This window comes from Streptomyces kanamyceticus (assembly GCF_008704495.1).
In the GTDB taxonomy this organism is placed as follows: domain Bacteria; phylum Actinomycetota; class Actinomycetes; order Streptomycetales; family Streptomycetaceae; genus Streptomyces; species Streptomyces kanamyceticus.
This window is the reverse complement of the sequence record NZ_CP023699.1, coordinates 5,169,559-5,189,609: the sequence shown is the minus strand read 5'-3', so window position 1 is coordinate 5,189,609 and position 20,051 is coordinate 5,169,559. Positions and strand designations below refer to the sequence as shown.

The 20,051-nt window shown below is 69.4% G+C and carries 21 protein-coding genes and 2 tRNA genes; 11 read left to right on the top strand and 12 right to left on the bottom strand.

Annotation, left to right across the window (positions count from 1 at the left end):
* Positions 1-22 precede the first annotated feature (22 nt).
* From CP970_RS22040 to CP970_RS22015, 6 genes are all read right to left on the bottom strand, one after another.
* On the bottom strand, positions 23-1,561 hold the full coding sequence (locus CP970_RS22040; RefSeq protein ID WP_224058605.1) for a sensor histidine kinase: 1,539 nt from the start codon (positions 1,559-1,561) through the stop codon (positions 23-25).
* Positions 1,558-2,307, bottom strand: a complete 750-nt coding sequence (locus CP970_RS22035; RefSeq protein ID WP_055555130.1) for a response regulator transcription factor — start codon at positions 2,305-2,307, stop codon at positions 1,558-1,560. The genes CP970_RS22040 and CP970_RS22035 overlap by 4 nt, the downstream gene beginning before the upstream one ends.
* A gap of 98 nt (positions 2,308-2,405) precedes the next feature.
* Positions 2,406-3,299, bottom strand: coding sequence for an amidohydrolase family protein (locus tag CP970_RS22030; RefSeq protein WP_055555136.1), 894 nt, complete (start codon positions 3,297-3,299; stop codon positions 2,406-2,408).
* 71 nt (positions 3,300-3,370) lie between these two features.
* Entirely contained in the window at positions 3,371-4,294 is a 924-nt protein-coding gene (locus CP970_RS22025) for a DUF2797 domain-containing protein (protein ID WP_150493767.1), read from the bottom strand.
* Complete coding sequence (locus CP970_RS22020; RefSeq protein WP_317987164.1) at positions 4,227-4,880, bottom strand: hypothetical protein; 654 nt, start codon at positions 4,878-4,880, stop codon at positions 4,227-4,229. The genes CP970_RS22025 and CP970_RS22020 overlap by 68 nt, the downstream gene beginning before the upstream one ends.
* Positions 4,873-5,526, bottom strand: a complete 654-nt coding sequence (locus tag CP970_RS22015) for a hypothetical protein (RefSeq protein ID WP_055555134.1) — start codon at positions 5,524-5,526, stop codon at positions 4,873-4,875. Before CP970_RS22015 ends, CP970_RS22020 begins: the two co-directional genes overlap by 8 nt.
* Positions 5,527-5,733: 207 nt before the next feature.
* Between CP970_RS22015 and CP970_RS22010 the strand changes: the two genes are divergently transcribed.
* Together CP970_RS22010 and CP970_RS22005 are read left to right on the top strand one after the other, a co-directional pair.
* Positions 5,734-6,882, top strand: a complete 1,149-nt coding sequence (locus CP970_RS22010) for a sensor histidine kinase (protein ID WP_150493765.1) — start codon at positions 5,734-5,736, stop codon at positions 6,880-6,882.
* Positions 6,879-7,559 carry a response regulator gene (locus CP970_RS22005; RefSeq protein WP_150493763.1) on the top strand — a complete coding sequence of 227 codons (681 nt, stop codon included), beginning with the start codon at positions 6,879-6,881 and terminating at the stop codon, positions 7,557-7,559. The genes CP970_RS22010 and CP970_RS22005 overlap by 4 nt, the downstream gene beginning before the upstream one ends.
* A gap of 31 nt (positions 7,560-7,590) precedes the next feature.
* On the opposite strand, the gene CP970_RS22000 is transcribed toward CP970_RS22005, so the two are convergent.
* Positions 7,591-8,343: a chitinase gene (locus tag CP970_RS22000; RefSeq protein WP_079043502.1), complete on the bottom strand. Its 753-nt coding sequence runs from the start codon at positions 8,341-8,343 to the stop codon at positions 7,591-7,593.
* 355 nt (positions 8,344-8,698) lie between these two features.
* Between CP970_RS22000 and CP970_RS21995 the strand changes: the two genes are divergently transcribed.
* Positions 8,699-9,508, top strand: a complete 810-nt coding sequence (locus CP970_RS21995; protein ID WP_055547422.1) for a hypothetical protein — start codon at positions 8,699-8,701, stop codon at positions 9,506-9,508.
* 68 nt (positions 9,509-9,576) lie between these two features.
* Positions 9,577-9,978 carry a hypothetical protein gene (locus CP970_RS21990; RefSeq protein WP_055547421.1) on the top strand — a complete coding sequence of 134 codons (402 nt, stop codon included), beginning with the start codon at positions 9,577-9,579 and terminating at the stop codon, positions 9,976-9,978.
* Between the two features lie 6 nt (positions 9,979-9,984).
* Here the strand turns inward: CP970_RS21990 and CP970_RS21985 are convergent, their stop codons facing one another.
* Positions 9,985-10,566: a hypothetical protein gene (locus tag CP970_RS21985; protein ID WP_224058603.1), complete on the bottom strand. Its 582-nt coding sequence runs from the start codon at positions 10,564-10,566 to the stop codon at positions 9,985-9,987.
* 85 nt (positions 10,567-10,651) lie between these two features.
* The gene (locus tag CP970_RS21980; RefSeq protein ID WP_150493761.1) at positions 10,652-10,885 is read right to left on the bottom strand and encodes a hypothetical protein; all 234 of its coding nucleotides are present in this window, start codon (positions 10,883-10,885) and stop codon (positions 10,652-10,654) included.
* Positions 10,886-11,046: 161 nt separating this feature from the next.
* Between CP970_RS21980 and CP970_RS21975 the strand changes: the two genes are divergently transcribed.
* A complete protein-coding gene (locus CP970_RS21975; RefSeq protein WP_224058601.1) occupies positions 11,047-12,387 on the top strand; it encodes a tetratricopeptide repeat protein in 1,341 nt (446 codons plus the stop codon).
* 1,551 nt (positions 12,388-13,938) lie between these two features.
* Here CP970_RS21975 and CP970_RS21970 read toward each other — a convergent pair.
* Positions 13,939-14,676, bottom strand: a complete 738-nt coding sequence (locus CP970_RS21970; protein ID WP_055552842.1) for a GntR family transcriptional regulator — start codon at positions 14,674-14,676, stop codon at positions 13,939-13,941.
* A 309-nt stretch (positions 14,677-14,985) separates the two neighbouring features.
* Between CP970_RS21970 and CP970_RS21965 the strand changes: the two genes are divergently transcribed.
* From CP970_RS21965 to CP970_RS21945, 5 genes are read left to right on the top strand one after another with little or no spacing between them, the layout of a single operon-like run.
* A complete protein-coding gene (locus CP970_RS21965; RefSeq protein WP_150493759.1) occupies positions 14,986-15,258 on the top strand; it encodes a hypothetical protein in 273 nt (90 codons plus the stop codon).
* The gene (locus CP970_RS21960) at positions 15,255-15,995 is read left to right on the top strand and encodes a helix-turn-helix domain-containing protein (protein WP_063806190.1); all 741 of its coding nucleotides are present in this window, start codon (positions 15,255-15,257) and stop codon (positions 15,993-15,995) included. The genes CP970_RS21965 and CP970_RS21960 overlap by 4 nt, the downstream gene beginning before the upstream one ends.
* A gap of 26 nt (positions 15,996-16,021) precedes the next feature.
* Positions 16,022-17,413: a replication initiator protein RepSA gene (gene repSA / locus CP970_RS21955; RefSeq protein WP_055552867.1), complete on the top strand. Its 1,392-nt coding sequence runs from the start codon at positions 16,022-16,024 to the stop codon at positions 17,411-17,413.
* Positions 17,410-17,616 (top strand): excisionase family DNA-binding protein, encoded by a 207-nt coding sequence (locus CP970_RS21950; RefSeq protein ID WP_055552849.1) that lies wholly within the window; start codon positions 17,410-17,412, stop codon positions 17,614-17,616. Before repSA ends, CP970_RS21950 begins: the two co-directional genes overlap by 4 nt.
* Positions 17,613-18,845 carry a site-specific integrase gene (locus tag CP970_RS21945; RefSeq protein WP_055552852.1) on the top strand — a complete coding sequence of 411 codons (1,233 nt, stop codon included), beginning with the start codon at positions 17,613-17,615 and terminating at the stop codon, positions 18,843-18,845. Before CP970_RS21950 ends, CP970_RS21945 begins: the two co-directional genes overlap by 4 nt.
* Positions 18,846-18,927: 82 nt before the next feature.
* Here CP970_RS21945 and CP970_RS21940 read toward each other — a convergent pair.
* Both CP970_RS21940 and CP970_RS21935 read right to left on the bottom strand, forming a co-directional pair.
* A tRNA-Arg gene (locus CP970_RS21940) sits at positions 18,928-19,000 on the bottom strand.
* A gap of 207 nt (positions 19,001-19,207) precedes the next feature.
* A tRNA-Ser gene (locus tag CP970_RS21935) sits at positions 19,208-19,298 on the bottom strand.
* Between the two features lie 260 nt (positions 19,299-19,558).
* Between CP970_RS21935 and CP970_RS21930 the strand changes: the two genes are divergently transcribed.
* On the top strand, positions 19,559-19,993 hold the full coding sequence (locus CP970_RS21930) for an SSI family serine proteinase inhibitor (protein WP_055552854.1): 435 nt from the start codon (positions 19,559-19,561) through the stop codon (positions 19,991-19,993).
* The last annotated feature ends 58 nt before the right edge of the window (positions 19,994-20,051 follow it).

The following is a 20,051-nucleotide window of genomic DNA, read 5'->3' as shown; positions in this document are numbered from 1 at the left end:
GCGACACTCGCCAAGCGGGCTGTCAGGGCTGTGTGGTGAGCCTGTGGTCCGCCTGTGAGAGGTGGTCGGGCCCGGCGCTCCGGACGGCCGGGAGCAGGACGGTGAACACCGTGCGGCCCGGCGCGCTCTCGACGGTCACCGTGCCGTCGTGCGCCGTCACGATGGCGCGTACGAGGGCGAGGCCGAGCCCCGTGGAGCCCGCGTGGCGCGAGCGGGACGCGTCGCCGCGTGCGAAGCGTTCGAAGACCGCGGGCAGCAGGTCCCGCGGGATGCCGGGGCCGTCGTCCTGGACTTCCAGGCGTACGCGGGGGTCCTGGCGTACGCGGGGGTCCTCGCGCCGTACCCGGGCCGTGACCGTCGTACCTGGCGGGGTGTGGGTGCGGGCGTTGGCGAGGAGGTTCACGACGATCTGGTGCAGACGGGCGGTGTCGGCGCGCACCAGGGCCGGTTCGTCGGGCAGTTCGAGGCGCCAGTGGTGGTCGGGGCCCGCGGCGCGCGCGTCGCTGACCGCGTCGACGACGAGCGGGGCGAGATCACCGCTCTCGTACGAGAGCGGCTGTTCCGCGTCGAGCCGCGCGAGCAGCAGCAGGTCCTCGACGAGCCCGGTCATCCGCTCGGCCTCGGACTCGATCCTGCCGAGCGCGTGCCGCGTGTCGGGCCCCGTGGACTCCCTTCCCCTGCGCGTCAGTTCGGCGTAGCCGCGGATCGAGGCGAGCGGCGTGCGCAGCTCGTGGCTGGCGTCCGCGACGAATTGCCGTACCCGTGTCTCGCTGCGCTGGCGCGCGTCGAGTGCCGAGTGGACGTGGTCGAGCATGCGGTTGAGCGCGGCGCCCACCTGCCCGACCTCGGTGCACGGATCGGCGTCGGGGGCGCGCTCGTGGAGGGCCACCTCGCCGCTGTGCAGCGGGAGTTCGGAGACCCGGGTCGCGGTGGTGGCGATCCTGCGCAGCGGGCGCAGCGCGACACCGACCATGGCGGCACCGGCGAGCGACGCGGCGACGAGACCTGCCGCGGTGACGCTGACCTCGACGACGATCAGGGTGTTGAGGGTGTTCTGGACCTTGGTGGTCGGGACGCCGACGAGGAAGTCGCCGGTGAGGCCGGGCGTGTACGTCACGCGGTACTCGCCGAGCCCCGGGATGTCGACGTTGTGCGGGTCGCCGTCCCTGGGCACGGTGGCGAGCGCGGCGACCTGGTCGTCGTCCAGCTCCGTGGCGTCCGGCAGCGGGCTCCCGCTGCCGCTGTCGGGCTCGGTGCTGACGAGGGCGCGCCCGACGGATCCTTCGTGCACCTCGGCGCCGATGGTGCCGAGTTCCTGCGGGCCCCGGGACACGAACTCCAGCGGATCGCGCCGCCCGTCCGGACCCGCGGGCCCCGCCGCGCGCTTGGCGATGCCGCCGAGCGCGCTGTCCAGCTGCTCGTACAGATGCGACTTGAGCGCGATGGTGGTGACGGTCCCGATCACCGCGCACACGACGGCGATCAGCGCGACGGCGGACAGCACGAGCCGGGTGCGCAGGGTGCGCGGGCCGCGCCGCCGCGCGCCCACGAGGCGTCTCACGTGGGCACGGGCACGGCGGCCTTGATCAGGTAACCCGCCCCGCGGCGCGTGTGGATCATCGGCTCGCGCCCCGCGTCGATCTTCCTGCGCAGATACGAGATGTAGAGCTCGACGACGTTGGCCTGGCCCCCGAAGTCGTAGTTCCACACCCGGTCCAGGATCTGCGCCTTGCTGAGCACCCGCCGCGGATTGCGCATCAGATAGCGGAGCAGCTCGAACTCGGTGGCGGTGAGGTGGATGCCGGCGCCGCCCCGCGTCACCTCGTGGCTGTCCTCGTCGAGGGTCAGATCGCCGACCACCAGGGTGGACTCGCCGCGCTTGCCCGCGGCGCCCGCCCGCCGGATCAGGCCGCGCAGCCGCGCCACGACCTCCTCCAGGCTGAAGGGCTTGGTGACGTAGTCGTCGCCGCCCGCGGTGAGCCCGGCGATCCGGTCCTCCACCGCGTCCTTCGCGGTCAGGAACAGCACGGGCACGTCCGGCATCTCCCGGCGCAGCCTGCCGAGCAGCGAGAGGCCGTCCATGTCGGGCAGCATCATGTCGAGCACCACGGCATCGGGCCGGAACGCGCGCGCGGCCCGCACCGCGCCCGCGCCGTCGCCCGCGCTGCGGATCTCCAGACCCTCGTAGCGCAGGGCCATCGAAAGGAGCTCGGTGAGCGACTCCTCGTCGTCCACCACGAGCACGCGGACGGGGCTGCCGTCCGGCCTGAGCAGTTCGGTACGCGCCTGGGGCGAGGTCGTGGTCATGCTCGAAAGACTGCTCGGCGGCTCTGAGAGCTCCCTTTTCTGAACCTGTGAATTCCCTGAGAAAGGGGCTTGGGGGTCCGGAGGGGGGCGGGTCGGAATCACTCAAGCCCGAAGAGCCGGGCCCCGTTCCCGTACACGACGCCCCTCAGCCAGTCGTCCCCCAGGCCGAGCCGTTCGAGCGAGTCGAGCTGATGGGTGTACGGGTACGGGATGTTCGGGAAGTCCGAGCCGAGCAGCACCCGGTCGCCCAGGTCGGCGAGGCGCCCCGCCTCGCCGGGCGGGAAGGGCATGAGCCGCTCGCTGAAGTCCGTGAACGCCATCGTCGTGTCGAGCCGCACCTCCTCGTACCGCTCGGCGAGCGTGAAGAACTCGGCGTACTCGGGCATGCCCATGTGTGCCACGACGAGCCGCAGCCGCGGATGCCGCGCGAGCAGCTTGCCGATCGGCTCGGGACCGGTGTGCTTGCCCGGGTAGGGCCCGGAGCCGCAGTGGATGACGATCGGCACCCCGGCCTCGGCGAGCAGGCCCCAGACGCCGTCGATGAGTACGTCGTTCGGGTCGTAGGCACCCACCTGGATGTGCGACTTGAAGACCCGGGCGCCGGACTCGACGGCCTCCCGCACGTACGTCTCCACGCCCGGCTCGGGAAAGAACGTCGCGGTGTGCAGACAGTCGGGCGTGCGCCGCGCGAAATCGCGGGACCAGCCGTTGAGCCACTGCGCCATGCCCGCCTTGTGCGGATAGAGCATCGAGGTGAAGGCCCGCACCCCGAACTCCCGCAGGAGCGCGACCCTGCGCTCCTCCTCGTGCCGGTAGGTGATGGCCCAGTCGACGCCGTCGAAGTACGCCCACACCTTGTTCAGGACGCGTTCCGGCATGAAGTGCGTGTGTACGTCGATCAGGCCCGGCACGCCGAGGCGCTCGGCGAAGCGGCGGACTTCCGCGGCCTCGGTGCTGGTGTTGGACTCGGTCGCCCCCGACGGATCACACATGGCCACCACCCTCGGCCCCTGGCGACGATGTTGTCCACCCTCTTCAGGGATGCGCTTCAGGAGGAGAGGCCTCAGAACAGCCCCGCCTGTTCGCCCCCGTTCCCGCCACCGTCCCTGCCCTGCACCACCGGCACCGTCACCCCCGCGCCCGCTTCGGCCCGCGCCAGCTCCCACCCCACGAGCACCCGGGCGTCCACGGCCAACACCCCGCCGTCGCCCGCCAGATACAGATCGGGCCCGGCCGCCGCGACGAGGCGGCCCGCCACCGTCCCGCCGTCGACCAGTTCCCGCACGACCCCGGTGGCCGCCCCGAGCCCCGTGGCCGCCCCGAGCCCCGTGGCCGCCCGGAGCCCCGTGGCCGCCCGGAGCTCCGGCAGGCCGAAGGCCTCCGCGTGGTCGACGGCCTCGAACGCCACCCGCTCCAGCGTCTCCGCCCAGCCGTCGAGCGCGACCGCCCGCCGGTGCAGCTCCGCCAACTCCCGTGCCCGCTCGGCCCGTTCGGGCAGCGCCGTCCGCACCGACCGCTTCTTGTCGTACGAGACCCGGTCCGGCACTCCGAGCGCGGCCCGCAGCAGTTCCTCCGTGCGCCGCGCCGCCATCAGCGGCCCGCGCCCCAGCCAGCAGAACGCCACCGCCCCCTGCTCCAGGAGCCGCACGGAACCCCGCTCCTCCGCCGTGATGCCGACCTTCAGCAGACCGGGACCGAACCACGCCAGGTACACCCGGTACGTGCGCGGATCGTCGGGCACCCCGTCCGCCGCGACCGAGAACGCCCGGTCGAGCCGCGCGCACTCCGGGCAGCGCGCCTGCGTGGCACGCCCCGGCACCACGGCCCGGTGGGGGCACGGGTTCCCCCGCGCCCCCACACACCGCCGTTCGCCGACGGCCCGGAACCCGATGTCCTTCCCGTACGGAAGGTCGCTCCGCCTACCTCCCGCCCACCGCAGCACGGGCCTCCCGTCCGGCCAGCCGAGCCCCGCGCAACGCCACTCCACCGTGCTGTTCCCCTCGTTCTCGTCCTCGTCCTCGCCCCGCCGCGTGCCCGCCGCGCCGCCGACGCAGCCCGTACGCCACGGTGACGGCCCCGAGGAGCGGTCCCCAGGCGAGCAGCGGCGCGTAGCAGAGCGTCATGACCCACCACAACGCTCCGTCGGGCGCGTCGGGTGACCCCATGTTCTCCGAGTCGGTCCAGGTGAGCGCGCCGGATACCGTGACGAGGGTGACGGCGGCCGCCCCGAGCGCGGCGGGCACGACGGCGGCCGCCGTGGGGATCCGCCGCCCGCCGAGCGACGGCACCCAGCCGGGCAGCACCTCGCCCCACCGGTGCACGAGCCCCAGGGTGAGCAGCCCGAGCGCCTCCGCGAAGAGGCTGAGACCGATCAGGTAGAAGGAACCCGGTCCGGGGAAGTTGGCCGGTGCGAGGAATCCCCCGAACCCGGAGTCCCACCCGAAGGCGATGGCGATCCGCCACAACCCGGACGGCAGGACGCTCAGCGCGGCGCCGTGGGCGGCCCAGCGGACCCAGCGCGGTACGACGACGGGCCCAGGCACGCCGGTCTCAGCCACGGCTGCCTCAGCCACGACGCACCGCCCCCGGCAGCGGCGGGAGGTCGACGTGCACGACGTCGAACCCGCCCTTGACGACCGGCGCGAACGGCGCGGGCGCCATACAGGTGCCGACCTTCGACTCGACCGCGTTCCCCTTCTTGTCGGTCTCGCGCGGCTCGAAGTTCACGATGTCCCACCCGAACCCGAGCCGGTCGGGCTCGCCGCCGTGCCCCTGCTGCACGCTGATCCCGAACCGCTTCCCCACCTCCCCGACGTTCGACTTCGTGACGATCGCGGTGAGCGTCGCGGTCCCGCCGCCGGTGACCATGCAGTCCACGCGCGCCCGGCTCCAGCCGGTCTTCCTGCCTTCCGACGCGTGCGAGAACTTCACGGTGCCCCGGGCGTCCGTGGGCAGCCCCGGCAGAGGGAGCCCGGGCATGGGCCGGGTGAACGGCGCGGCCTTGGCGTCGACGGTGAACTTGATGGTGTCGTCGGGCGAGTAGGCGTACGAGATCTGTCCGGAACCCTGGACCCGGGCCTGCGCCTCGCCCTTGGCGCCGTGTGCCGCCGCATCCGCGGGGGCGGGGCCCGCCGCCACGACTCCGGCGAGCACGGCGACCGCACCCGCCACACCGATGAAACGAACCCTGCGCACCGAACTCACGGAACTGATTCGCATGCTGAACTCCCCTCCCGTTACGGCTCCTTGCCGAACGAGGAACAGCCTCGCCCGCGGCCACCACCCAGGCCCATCCGCCGATCAGCACAGAGATCCGGACGGCTTCCCCGATCCCTATGCCGTTCGGCAGAGGGCACCCTCTGATCTCCCCCTCGTACGCTGACCAGCGGGCCCACCAGGGGCCCGACGGGGGAGACGACGATGACGATGACGACGACAGCACTTGCACTGGCACTCGGCGCACTGCCCACCGCGGCCGCCCTCTGCGCGTCGGCCGTGCCGCTGGCCCGCGGGCGCCTGGACCGGCTCGCGCCGCCCGCCGCGATCTGCGCGACCCTCTCCCTGGCGACCGCCTTCGGCTACCCGGCGGTCGGCCTGCGCACCGCCCCCGCCTGGAAGCTCGCGGAGGCCGCGCTGCTGCTGCTCCTGCTGGCCGCCGTGGTCCGCTGGTCACCGTGGCGCGAGGCCAGGGCCGTCGCCCCGCTCACCGCGGCGGCGACCGCCGCGTGGCCGTTCCCGCTGGTGGACGGGTCATTCCTGGAACGGACGGGCGCGGCGGCGTTCTGGCTGCTGCCCGCCGTCGCCGCGGTGGCGGCGGGCGCCTACCCGCGCCGCGTGGAGCTGCGCCGCAGGACCGACATCACCGAGGCGCGCCGCGCCCAGCGGCTCCAACTCTCCCGCGACCTGCACGACTTCGTGGCGCACGACATCAGCGGCATCGTCGTCCAGGCGCAGGCGGCCCGGTTCGTCGCCGCCACGGATCCGGCGCAGGCGATGCTCGCCCTCGAGCGCATCGAGAAGGCGGGCCTGAACGCGCTTGAGTCGATGGACCGCACGGTGGAGATGCTGCACGGCCCGGCGCACTCCCCCGCCGTGGCGCTGCCCGGACTCGACCACCTCCCTTCCCTGGTGGACGAGTTCACGGCCGCCGGGGGCGCCGGGGGAATCGGGGGAATCGGGGTCGAGCTCAGGCTGCCTCCGGAAACCGCCGACGCGCTCTCCCGCGAGGCGGGCGCGGCCGCGTACCGCATCGTCGTCGAGGCACTGACGAACATCCGCAGACACGCGCCCGCGGCCACCCTGGTCAAGATCACCCTGACCCCCACGCCCACGTCGGTGGAGCTCCAGGTGTCCAACGACGCCCCCGGCACGCACCGCGTACCGCTCCCCCGCAGACGCGCCACCCGCGGCGGCCTGGGCCTCCCCGCCCTGACGGAACACGCGGAGGCCCTGGGCGGCACCCTCACGGCGGGCCCGCACGGCACGGACGGCTGGCGCCTGACAGCAACACTCCCCAGAACCGCCGCACCCACCCCCACACCCGTACTCACCCCCACCCAGGAGCCGAAGCAGTGACGACGACCGCCGCCCCGCAGACCCGCATCGTCCTCGCCGACGACCAGGACGACGTCCGGAGCGGATTCCGCCTGATCCTCGACTCCCAGCCGGACATGACGGTGATCGGCGAGGCGGCCGACGGCCTGGCCGCGGTGGAGCTCGCGCACCGGCTGCGCCCCGACCTGCTCATCGCGGACATCCGCATGCCGGGCCTCGACGGCCTGGAGGTCACCCGCCGCCTCGCGGGCCCCGACGTCGCGGACCCGACCCGCGTCCTGGTCGTCACGACCTTCGACCACGACGACTACGTCCGCACGGCCCTGCGCGACGGCGCCTGCGGCTTCCTGCTCAAGCGCTCGGGCCCGGGGCTCCTCATCGAGGGCGTACGCGCGGCGATGGCGGGCGACCTGCTGATCAGCCCGCAGATCACACTGCGCCTCCTGCGCACGACACCCACTCCCGAATCCGCCCCCGCACAAGACGCCACCCCCTCCCCCCTCACCACCCGGGAGGAGGAGATAGCCCGGCTGGTCGCGGACGGCCTCACGAACACCGAGATCGGTGCGGCGCTCTTCATCTCGCCGGGTACGGCGAAGACCCATATCGCCAACATTCAGGGCAAGTTGCAGGTCCGCAACCGGGTCGGCATCGCGGCCTGGGCCTGGGAGTCGGGCCTGGCACGGCTCAGCGGATGACCGGCACGGCTCAGCAGGTGACCGGCACGGCTCAGCAGGTGAGGTGCCGCCCCGGCCGGACGCGCAGCACCTCGCTGAACCCCACGTACAGGTCGACGCGGTGCCGCATCTGCCGCGGGTTGCCGCCGTCGCACTCGGCGGTCCCGTTCAGGCTGCGGATGGTCTCGCCGAAGCCCGCGCCCTTCACCATCGCCTCGTGCCCGCTCATGGTGCCGGGGCCGCTCTGCGTGTTCCAGTACCAAAGGGCCGTCATCCAGGCGACCTCCGGATCGCGCGCGACGAGCCAGGGGTTGTTCAGCAGATCGATCCCGAGGGCGTCACCGGCCGCCTTGTAGTTGAAGTTCCAGCTCAGCATGATGGCGCCGCGCCCGTAGTAGGCGTCGTGCCCGGCCGGACACCCATAGGGCTGCGTCTCGTCGCAGAAGATCGGATACGTGTCCTTGTTCTGCGCCACGACGTAGAAGAGCCCGCCGGTCTCATGGCTGACGTTGGCCAGGAAGGCGGCGGCCTCGCGCTTGCGCAGCGCCTTGCCGCCGGTGCGCGCGAACTCCGGGTACGCGCGCGTGGCCGCCACGAGACCTTCGTACGTGAAGAAGGAGTTCCGCTCCGGGAACATCCGCTCGAACTGCCGCTCACTGACGACGAACCGCGGCTTGTGCGCCGCCCCGCCACCGGCGGCCACCGCGACGGACCCCCCACCGGGCACCCCGCCGAACACGAACCCACCCAGCACCATCAGCACGGCCAGCACGGCCGTCACACCTCTTGAGCCTCGCCTGGACATCGGCAACCACCCCTCGGGTACGGACATCAATTGGTCCGGACCATTGTGCTGCCCATGTCAAGACGGCCGCAGTCGCACAGAACAGCCACACAAGAACGACCGAAGGCCCTGACGATTTTTCGTCAGGGCCTTCGATCTGCTGTGCACTCGGCAGGATTCGAACCTGCAACCTTCTGATCCGTAGGTTGGGGCGGGGGGCCGGGAGAGGGCTCTCCCACCTGGAACGGTGGCCGCTGGCGGTGGTGGTCACCAGCCTGCGTGTGCCGTCGTTGCCGTCAGGATTGCCGTCACCGTCACGACGCCAATCGGCACCGAGCTCTGCCTAGTTGTCAGTGGCAGATGCCACCATCTGACTATGAGTGATGACCTGCGCTCACTGGATCAGATCCTGGCGAACCCTGAGGGGCTTTCCGAAAGTGAGCTCGACCGGCTCCGAGGCGAGCAGGTACTCGGGGCTGCCGCCACGCTGCTCCACAGGCAGGGCGACGCCGAAACTGCGGGCATCGCGGTAGACGTGACCACGGCGCACCTGACTCTTTGGGATTCGGACTTCGGGATAGACACCTACAAGGCGGTGTTGGAGGTAGAGCCGCACTTGCTCCCCCGCTTCACGGAGGAAGCCCAGGAGCGGATACGCGAGGCCATGCGCACGGTCACCGCGAGGAATCGAGACCTGTCGGTCGGTCTCATGGAGGTTCTGCCGACCATCCCAGAAGTCAGCGTCGATTGGCGCAAACAGTTGCGTGCCGCGACTGGCCCAAGTCCAACCAATCAAGCTCGACGCGTTCGACTCGAACCCCAACACCCGATGGAGGACGGCCTTCACTTCACCAATGTGTGGGAACAGGGCGTCTACAGGGTCCTAAAGGAACGACAGGCAGCCCTTCCCGACGACGACACGATAGGCATAGTCCCGCTCGGCGCCATGCGTGTCCGTGGCCACACGTATGAACCGGACCTGCTCGTCACCTATCGGGGCCGTGCTGGTGTCATCGAGATTGACGGCCCGCATCACAAGGAGCGTGCGTCCTCCGATAAGAGCAGAGACCGCCTCATGCAGAACGCCGGTGTCCACTACGTTGACCGCCTCGACGTACGGGACTCGACCAAGAAGGAAGAGGTGGAGAAGTTCGTGGCCACCTTCCTCAAGCGTCTCGGTGGGTAGGTAACCGCTCGCTCTCACCGTTACTTAGGCGCCCGTGCAACCAAACGGAAGACGTTACCCTGCGGGCCATGGCTCAGGCTTTCGTCTCCAGTGACGGCCACCGCGCATGCGGCATCTGCCCGTCCCGCCGCTTCCCTCTCGGCGAGTTCGACGTGGCCGAGGGTCCGTCTCGCGAATGCCCCTTCAATCCAGATGACGGCCACAGGTACACCCTGCGTGGTGTGCCTGTCTGCGTGCACCCGGAGAAGGTGGGACTACCGCCCGCGCCGTACAAGACGGACGGCGTGGCTCTGCTGGCGGGCGTCTCGCTGCCCGATGATGTCGCCGAACTCGATGAGTACCTACGGGAGTTGGTGCACGGCGCAGCACCGGGCGCGCTGGAGCTGCTGATCGACCTGGCCGACCGTGAGATCCGGCGGGCCTTCCCGGAAGTCGATGCGACCCTGGCACTGCGCCGCGCCTTCAACTAGCCCCCCCTAGCTGGCCATGGGGAATCCGGGGGCAAAACGGCGGCCACCATCAAGGATGCCGAGCGGCTCGTACTTGGCCGCCACGATGGCCTTGCGCCTGGCGGTCTCGTCCTTGTCGAACCAGTAGCGCTCGTTCATCGGGCCCCACGCCGAGCGGTACACCTGGTGGGTGTAGTCACCGTGGTCCCACTCGCCGATGGCCTCGCGGTCCGTGGCGTGCACGAACTTGATCCCGGTGCGGGCCTGGATGCGGCAGAGCACGGTGAACTGAGCGGCGAGTGCGTGGACCATCTCGTCCACGGGGACGGACACGGGGATCTCGGCGGCCTCCTCGTCGTCCGTCATCTCGTAGATGGCCGACTTGATCGCCATGGCACGCATGGCCTCGGGGAACAGGGGCTCGGTGTCCTTCGCGACGTCGAACCCGTCCACCAGGGCGTAGCCCATGAAGCACTGCCAATCTTCGTCGTACTTGGCGCACGCCGTGCGCAAGCGGTCGAACTCCCGGTCGCCCTCGACGATCGCGAGGATCTCGCGGGCTCGCCGAGCGACGACCTCCGGGGCGGGCCGTACTAGCGTTGCGGACACTGCTGCACTCTCCTTCGTCGGTTGGTGCATCGGTGGACCCGTCCGGCTGCCAACCGCCGTCACGCAACGGCAGTCGGACGGGAGTTCATGGGGTGATCGAGCTCACGGCGGCCATGCCGGCCTCACCGGCGTTGCCCCCGTGCGCGTCGCTGGCGGCCTCTTGAGCCGGGGCGGCTCGGTGCTGGGGGCACTGGCACGGCGGGTACTTCATGGATCCAGGGGGCAGCTCGTAGGCATCCAAGCTGTCGACCTTCAGCACGCCGTCCGTGCCCTGTTCCTCGGTCATCCGGGCAAGCTCTTCCCGCACTTCGTTTCTCATGACTCAGCCCCTCGGGGGATGTCTGTGGCGAGCGGTTCGCCGATCTTCCGTGTGCTCTACGCAACCGTGCGACCACGCACGGCGGTACCGTTGCAGCACCCTCAGGACTTGAAAGCCTTGAAAGCCTTGAAAGCGCGCAAGAGCGTGGGGAGTTGAGAGCCATGGCGAAGCGCGAACCGAACGCAGCGCTCGGCCACCTGCTCACCGAGAGCCGCTGGACGTACCGCCAGTTCGCACGGGCCGTGAACCGCATAGGCACGGAAACCGGCACTCCCCTGCGCTACGACGAGTCGGCCGTGAGCCACTGGCTTGGCGGCACCGTTCCGCGCGATGCCGTGCGGAGCTGCATCCTCGAAGCCTTCTCCCGTCGGCTGGGCCGCCCGGTCACGCATGCTGAAGCGGGCCTGCCCGTTCCCCTCGGTCGCTCCCCTGCGTCCATGGATACCGTGGAAGGGCTGATCGACCTGGGGAGGCAAGACATGGACCCGTCCCGCCGCGGAGTCCTCGGTGCGGGCCTGTTCTCGGTCGCCTTGACGATCCCCGGATGGCCCGACGTCATCGGACGCGCCGAGGCCGTGGAGTCCGGCCGCACGTCGCGCATCGGCATGAACGAAGTGGACATGGTCATAGCGATGACCGAGCGCGTCTCAGACCTGGATGACCAGTTCGGCGGCCGTCACGCACGCCCCATGGCGGCCTCGTTCATGGTCAACACGGTCGCCGCGTATCTGCGCGCCGACGCCCCCGAGGATGTCCGGCAAGCGATGCAGTCCGCCGCATCGGATCTGCTCTACCTGACTGGCTACATGGCCGTGGACGAAGGACTCCACGGGCTCGCGCAGCGCTACTACATCAAGGCCCTGGAGCTGGCTGGGGCAGCAGAGGATCACCTCACGTACTGCACGACCTTGCGTGGCATGAGCGTGCAGGCGGTCGACCTGCGTCATGGGTCCAAAGCCATGGAGCTGGCGGACGCTGCCGCCGCAGCATCCCCGAAAGCCGGGCCTCGGATGCGGGCTTTCCTCGCCGGACAGCAAGCGCACACCGCTGCCCAAACCGGCGACCGTACGAGCGCGCTGCGGTATATCCGGGAGGCGGAAGCCGCCATGGACCGTGCCGAGTCCCGCGGCAAGGCGTTCGGCTCGTACGATCCGTCGTCGCTCAACTACCACGCCAGCCAAGTGCGCTACGAACTCGGCGACAGGCCAGGGGCAGTTGAGGCCATGCGCCATGCAGATGATCTCCGCCCGAGCGTCTACCGTCGTACGCGGGTCCATCGACGCGGCTTGCTCGCTGAGCGTCAGTTGGAGATAGGGCACTTGGAAGCTGCCTGCACCACCTGGCACCAAGCGCTCGACGACTACCCCATGGTGCAGTCCGGACGGGCCGACGACCGCGTGAAAGCCATGTTCGGCCTCATCCGCCCGCATCTGCGGAACGCGTCGGCCCGTGATCTGTACGACCGCGCGCGGACGCTCGCACCTCCGGCACTGGTCGGTTGATGTGTCGTTCTCCAGCCCGATGAATGGTCCGCTGACCCACGCGGCCGGCGCTGGCGGCTGTGGCCGGTGTCCCGCCCGGATTGGGGTCGGGGACTGCACGGCGATGGCCGGGTAGGTGGGACGGGCGGCTGCCGTCAGCCACTGTCACCATCGCAAAAGCCAGAGGCCCCGACGATTTCTCGTCGGGGCCTCTGGTCCACTGTGCACTCGGCAGGATTCGAACCTGCAACCTTCTGATCCGTAGCTCTACAGAGATCAGACATTGACGGTCATACAGGCTGCCTGAAGGGGGCTAACAGGCGTTACCAGTCATGCTCGGTTGCTGTGGTTGCTGTACTTCGCTGCTGTACCGCAACCTGCGGGACCTAGCAGTGGATCTTTAGTTCGCCTTCGTGGCAAAGGATCACCAGTTGATCCCCGGTCTCCAGGACGTGGAACTTACGCCCTCGCGCGATGCGAACGATCTCTTCGAGAGAAGTAAACCGCTCGATGTCGTCAATTGATCTTCGGACCACTCCGCCTTGCTGCGCTTGTGCAGCTCCAAAGATTTGATCAACCCATGTACCCATGGTGACCTCCGGTGCTCCGGCCTGAGGCTCTCACTCTCCAGGATGCTCCCTTGGCGGGATGGATCGCGACTGAGGTCGGTGGAGCGGCTTTGGGCGGGAGCTGCTTTGGGGCGAGTGATCATGGCCCCTTAAGCTCATCGCGATTCGGGCAGTCACTGGACCTGCCCGCAAGGTCCGAATCGGGGCCATGATCTTAGAGGCTCGCCCCAAAGTGGCTGCCTAAAGCCGTGGAGCCGACCGCCCCAGCCCCCACCATCCCCACCCTCTCCCTACCTCCCCTTCCCTCCGCCTCCTGCTCCCCGCGGCGCGTGGTGGACCGATCGGCGGGGCGGTCGCCTGCTGCGGGCTCGCGCTCGAAGCTCTGGACGTCGGCAGCCTGCACGGGCCTGCTCGGGTGCGGTGGGGTGGTCGGTTCGCTGCCTTCGAGGCGTGCGGCACGGGGGTACCCATGGCGTCGGTGGTGTCGATCATCCGGGTGTGGGGCCTGGCCACGGGGAGTGGGCAAGCCCGCCGCGCACCGCCACCGCGATCCGGCCTATTCGGTAACCCAAAGCGTCGGTGGCCTGCTGTGCGGCAATCCCCTGTGCCCTGTGACCCGGTGCTGGGTTTGTGGCCCCTTGGGGGCGACGGGCGGACGGCGACACGCGGCCGTTGGCGTAGACATGGAGGCGGCGGGGCGGCGGCCGACCGGCGCCGCCCCGTTCGGGGCCCTCGGTTCTTCGGACTGATCCCTTTGGGACGGCTCGGGTCCGTGGTCTTGATGGGGGTCTTGTGTGCTCGTGCGCGCGGTTGTGGTCCTACGGCTGCTGAGGTCTTTTCCCCTGCAAGGTCGGATCGCGGTGGCGGTGCGCGGCGGGCTTGCCCACGTCACCAGGGGCCGAAGCCTCATACCCGATGGTGGACGCTCGCGGTCGACACGGGCGGCCGCGAGCGCAGCGAGCCTTGATGAGGTAGAGAAACCTGTAACGGCCAGCCCCTCACATCAGGTGATGTCGTACTCCGCCGTGAGCTGTCGGCCAGCCCCTAGGTAGTCGGTGGCGTACTCGACCATGGATCCGTCTTGGTCCCAGTAATAGTTGGTCATGGTGAGGGCAGGTGACCCAGCCTCGACACCGAGGAGCTCTGCGGCGTCTTCGGGTACGGGCTTCAACCCCACAACATCGCGACGCCGAACCGTACGGCGCCCTGTGCGATCTTCGATCAGCCCGAATGTCATCTTCGGCAGAGTCTCAGCTACGGCCAACTCCGGGGCCTGCTCCGCCAGCCCTCCTGAAAGCCAAGACGTAGAGAGGGTGATTACCCCTTCGTCGTCCAGGTACCGACGCTGGCGCCGGATCACGGAAGCTCCCTCTTCGAGTCCTAGCGCTTCGGCCACTTCGGCCGGTGCTGGCATAAGAGAAGCTGCAACGATCTCGACTCGCTCTCCGGGGCGGAATCCGCTCCCCGTGGCTCGCTGGAGCTGCAAACGATCAGAGCCACTTGTGAGTTTACGCCCAAGGTCGACAAAGGTTCCTTGGGTCGACGCGCGCACGTACCCCTCCGCCTGGAGCTGCTTCAGCCCCTTGGCGGCGGTAGCCGTAGCTACACCCCACTCCTCAGCAATGTCGGCAACTGACGGCAACTTCGTGTCCTGGGTCAGTACACCGTCAATGATCTGCTGTCGAAAGTGGTCCGCGATCTGCATGAACGGCGGCGCGGCCCGCTGAACTCGCGGTGTCATCTCTCCTCCAGATCGTCTGCTAGCTCACGGACAAGGGTACCCCCAAATAGCCTTGCCATCGCGTACTAGTACGCGTATACATGAACGTGAGCTAGTACACGTTCGCCTGGGGCGGCGCCCTACCGCCAAGCAAGCCGCCGCCCCTTCGTCCCCGGAGGGAATCTCCATGATGCCTGCGACGCTGAACGCTTTGCACCTCCCGCCCGAGGGTGGTGCCGCGTGATGACGCGATCGATTTTGAACGGTCTGCCCCGCCCGGCCTGCCCCGGTTGCCGCTCGGACCGCTTCCCGCTGTGGACGCGTGTCCTGGTGGATGAGGTGGAGGTGCTCACCCATGACGGGGGCACGCTCTGTCCCTCCGACCCTTCGTTTGGCTTCCTGGTCTGTGAGGACTGCAAGGGCGCCGGAACCCTGATCGACGATGACGGTTCCGTGTCCGGCACGGTCGGGCTGGTGATCCCCTGCGTGTGCAGCGAGATCGTCTTCCCGGTCGAGATCGGTCCTGAGGATGAGCCGATGCCCGGCTACCGCGCCCAGTCATTCACCCCCGGGCTTCCTGCCCCGGTGGAGGTGGCCGCGTGACTACCGCGACGATCACCGGGAATGAGCGGCTGCGCGGTGCGATGACGGCCGCGAACGTGACGATCGAGGCCCTGGCCGGTCACCTGGGTATTGACCCCAAGAGTGTCGAACGGTGGCTGTCCACCGGCCGCACGCCGCATGCCCGGCACGCACACGCTGCCGCGCGGCGCCTGGACGCCGACGCCTACCACCTGTGGCCCGTCATGGGTGAGCGCCGCCGTTCGGTCGTCGCTCCGCAGGCTGAGGTGGTCGCCTCCTACGCGACCCGCTCGATGGTCCCCATGGACCTGTGGCGGCAGGTGCTCGACTCCGCTACGGCCACCCTGGATCTCGCCGTGGCCAACCTCGCCTTCGTGGCCCATGTGGTCGGTGACCTGCCCGCGCTGCTCGCCGACAAGGCGGCCTGCGGGGTCCGGGTGCGCGTGGTGATCCCCGAAACGCTGACCGGCCGCGCTCTCCAGATCGCTGACGCATTGCTGGCGCTGGCCGACCATCCCGGCATCCAGATCGCCACCCATGCCGGGCTCGTCGCTGACGTATTGCGCGCCGACGATGACCTGCTGGTCTCCACCCCGGTGGACGGCATGATCCCCTCGTTGGCTCCGGTCCTGCACCTGCGGCGTCTGGGCCCGGCCCCGCTGACCGGTGGCTACCTGGCCAGCCTCGATCACCTCGTCATGAGCGCTGAGCCCTGCACGCCCGCCCCGGTCGTGCCACTCCGGGCGGTGACGGCGTGACGGTCTTCCCCATCGCCCCGGAGGCCGTGGCCGGTGCTGCGGCCTCCCTGGGCACCGATCCACTCACGCTCGCTGATCTCTTACGGGTGGCCAACGCCCCGGGCTTCGAGCGCTGGCAAGAGCAGGTCCGCCGTACCGGGGGCTGCGCGCACCCGATCCGCCTGATGGGCCAGACGACCACCCGGGACGCCAAGTCCGGGGATGTCCTCTACGCCTACAGTACGGAGGCTGAGCCGGGTGGCATGCTCCGGGTCGCCTGCGGCAACCGTCGTGCCTCGCGCTGCCCGGCCTGCGCCTGGACGTACGCCGGGGACGTGTACCACCTGATCCGTGCCGGGATCACCGGCGACAGCCGGATGGGCATCTCCGGAGAGATCCGCCAGCACCCCGGGGTGTTCGCCACCCTGACCGCACCCTCGTTCGGGCCCGTGCACAACCGGCCCGCTTCCGGACGGTGCCGCTGCGGGAGCTCCCACGCCGACGATGACCCGGCACTCGGCACGGCCCTCGACTCTGGCCGGTACGACTACGCGGGTGCGGTGCTGTGGAACAACCATGCCGGGGATCTGTGGCGCCGGTTCACGATCTACCTGCGCCGGGAAGTCGCCGCCCGTGCCGGGCTGAGCCAGTCGGCCATGAAGGAAGAGTGCCGGGTCTCCTTCGGCAAGGTCGCCGAATTCCAGAAACGCGGCGCCGTGCACTTCCACGCCGTGGTGCGCCTGGACGGTCCCGACGGGCCCGACTCCCCGCCCCCGTCCTGGGCCACCGTCGACCTCCTGGACGACGCGATCCGTGCCGCTGCCGCCCGGGTGGCCGTGCCGGTGCCGTCCGTCGGCGCCTTCCCCTCCCGAGAGCTGCGGTGGGGTTCACAGGTCGACGTGCAGCCCATCGGCAGCATGGACGGGGTGGAGCTGACTGATACGGCAGTCGCCTCCTACGTCGCCAAGTACGCCACCAAGGCCGCTGAGACGACCGAGACCGTGGACCGCCGGATCGGGGAGCTCTCCGAGCTCGACAAGCTGTCCCTGCCCGCGCACACGCGCCACTTGATCGAAGCCTGCCGGACGCTCGATGACGCCTACCCGGATCGGCTGTTGTGGCATTGGGCTCACATGCTCGGCTTCCGCGGGCACTTCATGACCAAGTCGCGCGCTTACTCCACCACCCTGTCCGAACGTCGTCAGGTCCGCGCCGACTACCGCGCCCGCCAGGAACGCCGCGAGCGGGGCCTTCCCGAAGATCTCGACGACTCGGAGGGCTCCACGCTCGTGCTCGCCCACTGGACCTACGCCGGACAAGGCCACACCCCGGGAGAGTCCTGGCTCGCCGCCACGATCGCAAAGGAGATGCGACTGAACCGAGAGATCGCACGCGAAGTCCGGCAAGACCAGCTCGAATGGGAGGAACTCGCAGCATGACCACGACCGTGATCCAGCCGAAGTGGCACACCGTGGCGGACGTCGCGGCCATGCTCGGCTTCGGCCTCTCCAAGACCAAGATGCTCGTACTCACCGGAGAGATCCGCTCCGTGAAGGTCGGCCGCAACCGGCGCATCCTGCCGGAATGGGTCGACGACTACGTCCGGCGCGTCACCTCCGAAGCTGAGGGGGTGTCAGCATGAGCGGCAAGCGTGCGAATGGTGAGGGTTCGATCTACCCGTACAAGAACGGCTTCGCCGCGTACGTCTGGGTCGACACCCCGGACGGCAAGCGCAAGCGCAAGTACGTCTACGGCAAGACCCGTGAAGAGGTCCACGATAAGTGGATCAAGCTGCACACCGAGGCCAAGAACGGGCCGGTGGTCACGCGGCACCGGACCCTCTCTGTCTTCCTCGCGTACTGGCTCGGCGAGATCGTCAAGCCGAACCTCGCACCGTTGACGTACGTCTCGTACGAGGGCTCCGTGCGGCTCTACATCAATCCGCACCTTGGCGCGAAGCGGCTCGACAAGCTCACCGTCCGGGACGTGCGTGAGTGGATCAACAAGCTCGCGGCCACCTGCCAGTGCTGCGTCCAGGGCAAGGACGCCAAGCGTCGGCGCGAGGCTCAGCGGTGCTGCGCCATCGGCGAGTGTTGCGAGGCTCACCCGTCACGACGCGTCGTCCAAGCGGCTCGCGATGCCCTCCGGGCGGCTCTCACGCATGCCGTGGCCGAGGAAGAGATCAGCAAGAACGTGGCCTCTCTGGTCAGGGTCCCCAAGCCTCGGCGCAAGAGGATCAAGCCGTGGTCGGTTGCCGAAGCGGGCCGGTTCCTCGCGGACTGCGCCGCTCGCGGAGATCACCTGTTCGCAGCCTGGATGCTCGTGCTGTGCCTCGGTCTTCGCCGTGGTGAGGTGCTGGGCCTGACCTGGAAGTCGGTCGACTTCGAGACCGGTGAGATCTACGTAGATCACCAGATCCAGCGGGCTGGGCGGGAGATCCTCCACCGCGAGACCAAGACCGAGGAATCCGACGACTTCCTGCCCCTGCCGGGGCTCTGCGCCAAGGCACTTCGGATGCGCCGCGCACAGCAGATCGGCGACCGGAAAGCGGCCGGGGAGCTCTGGCAGGACACTGTCGGACTGGTCTTCACGACGAAGTACGGCACCCCGATCGAACCGGGCAACCTCACCCGGATGTTCGCCCTGCGGGCCCGTCGCGCTGGCGTCCGGGTCATCCCGCTGCGGAACACCCGGCACACATGCAGTTCGCTCCTGGTCGCGCTGAAGGTGCACCCGAAGGTCGCGCAACGCATCCTCCGTCATTCCCAGATCGCCATGACGATGGAGGTCTACGCCGAAGCGAGCGAGGAGGAGGTGCGCGCCGCGATCGGCAAGCTGTCGGACGCGATGGGAGGCAGCGGCACCGACTAGTCGAAGCCGGTTGCTGTACTTCGCTGCTGTACGCCCTTGAAACGCCAAAGGCCCCGGAGAGATCCGGGGCCTTTGACCTGTGTGCACTCGGCAGGATTCGAACCTGCAACCTTCTGATCCGTAGTCAGATGCTCTATCCGTTAAGCTACGAGTGCTTGTTTTTTGTTTTCCGTCTTCGCTCCCCGGCCTTGCGGCCCGCTCGCGGCGACAGGAAGAACATTACATGACCGCCGCCGCCATGTGAAATCCGTTAGTCGCACCCGTTGTGAGCTGCGAAAACACCGCCCCGCACCCCTCCGCGCAACCGGCCGGGACGCACCGAAGCCCCGGTCCGCAGGGACCGGGGCTTCGGATCTTGTAAGCGGAGGCGGAGGGATTTGAACCCTCGATGGGATTTAAGTCCCAAACCGCATTAGCAGTGCGGCGCCATAGACCGGACTAGGCGACGCCTCCAGCTTGCACACCTGCGCGAGCGCGGGGGTGCGTGCAGATGATGACACAGCCAGGTGGTGTGTCACCAATCGCGGCCCCCACGGTACTAGTCACGCGGCCCCCAGGGCAAAGCGTCTCCGGAGCCCGCAACGCGGCGCGATCCACGGCGTTAGAGGAGGTGGCGGATCCCCTGTCCGCCACCTGTCCGCACGCCGTGACCCGGCCGTCCCTACCCGGCCGTCCGCACCCACCCGCACCCACCCGCACCCAGTGGAGCCACCATGCCGCGCCGTCTCTCCCTCACCGCCCTCACCGCCTTCACCTCCGTCGCCGCGCTGTCCGCCACCGCGCACGCCGCCACGGGTGTCGCCACAGACGTCGTCGCCCCGACCGACCGGCTCACCGTGACGGTCACCGGATCGGGCGGCACCGGCGACGGGACGTACGAGCTGAACTGCCACCCGACGGGCGGCACCCACCCCGACGCGGCCGACGCGTGCGCGCGGCTCGACGAGGTCACCGTCTATGGGAAGGACCCGTTCGCGCCCGTCGCCCCTGACGCCATGTGCACGATGCAGTACGGCGGTCCCGCCACCGCGCACATCACGGGGACCTGGCAGGGGCGGCCCGTGGACGCGACGTACGACCGCGGCAACGGCTGTGAGATCGGCCGCTGGGACGCCCTCGTGCCGGTGCTCCCCTCGGCCTCCGCCTGACCGCCCGACCTGCGGCGACCTCTACCGTCCTGTGACCAGGCGGTACCGAAAACTCACA

Bases quoted from the DNA above. Each gene is read 5' to 3' on its own strand.
- CP970_RS22015 (WP_055555134.1), bottom strand. From the start codon at position 5,526: ATGCGAATCAGTTCCGTGAGTTCGGTGCGCAGGGTTCGTTTCATCGGT.
- CP970_RS22030 (WP_055555136.1), bottom strand. From the start codon at position 3,299: ATGTGTGATCCGTCGGGGGCGACCGAGTCCAACACCAGCACCGAGGCC.
- CP970_RS21975 (WP_224058601.1), top strand. From the start codon at position 11,047: ATGGCGAAGCGCGAACCGAACGCAGCGCTCGGCCACCTGCTCACCGAG.
- CP970_RS22035 (WP_055555130.1), bottom strand. From the start codon at position 2,307: ATGACCACGACCTCGCCCCAGGCGCGTACCGAACTGCTCAGGCCGGAC.
- CP970_RS21990 (WP_055547421.1), top strand. From the start codon at position 9,577: ATGGCTCAGGCTTTCGTCTCCAGTGACGGCCACCGCGCATGCGGCATC.
- CP970_RS21970 (WP_055552842.1), bottom strand. From the start codon at position 14,676: ATGACACCGCGAGTTCAGCGGGCCGCGCCGCCGTTCATGCAGATCGCG.
- CP970_RS21930 (WP_055552854.1), top strand. From the start codon at position 19,559: ATGCCGCGCCGTCTCTCCCTCACCGCCCTCACCGCCTTCACCTCCGTC.
- CP970_RS21980 (WP_150493761.1), bottom strand. From the start codon at position 10,885: ATGAGAAACGAAGTGCGGGAAGAGCTTGCCCGGATGACCGAGGAACAG.
- CP970_RS21995 (WP_055547422.1), top strand. From the start codon at position 8,699: ATGAGTGATGACCTGCGCTCACTGGATCAGATCCTGGCGAACCCTGAG.
- CP970_RS21945 (WP_055552852.1), top strand. From the start codon at position 17,613: ATGAGCGGCAAGCGTGCGAATGGTGAGGGTTCGATCTACCCGTACAAG.
- CP970_RS22010 (WP_150493765.1), top strand. From the start codon at position 5,734: ATGACGACGACAGCACTTGCACTGGCACTCGGCGCACTGCCCACCGCG.
- CP970_RS22000 (WP_079043502.1), bottom strand. From the start codon at position 8,343: ATGTCCAGGCGAGGCTCAAGAGGTGTGACGGCCGTGCTGGCCGTGCTG.
- CP970_RS21950 (WP_055552849.1), top strand. From the start codon at position 17,410: ATGACCACGACCGTGATCCAGCCGAAGTGGCACACCGTGGCGGACGTC.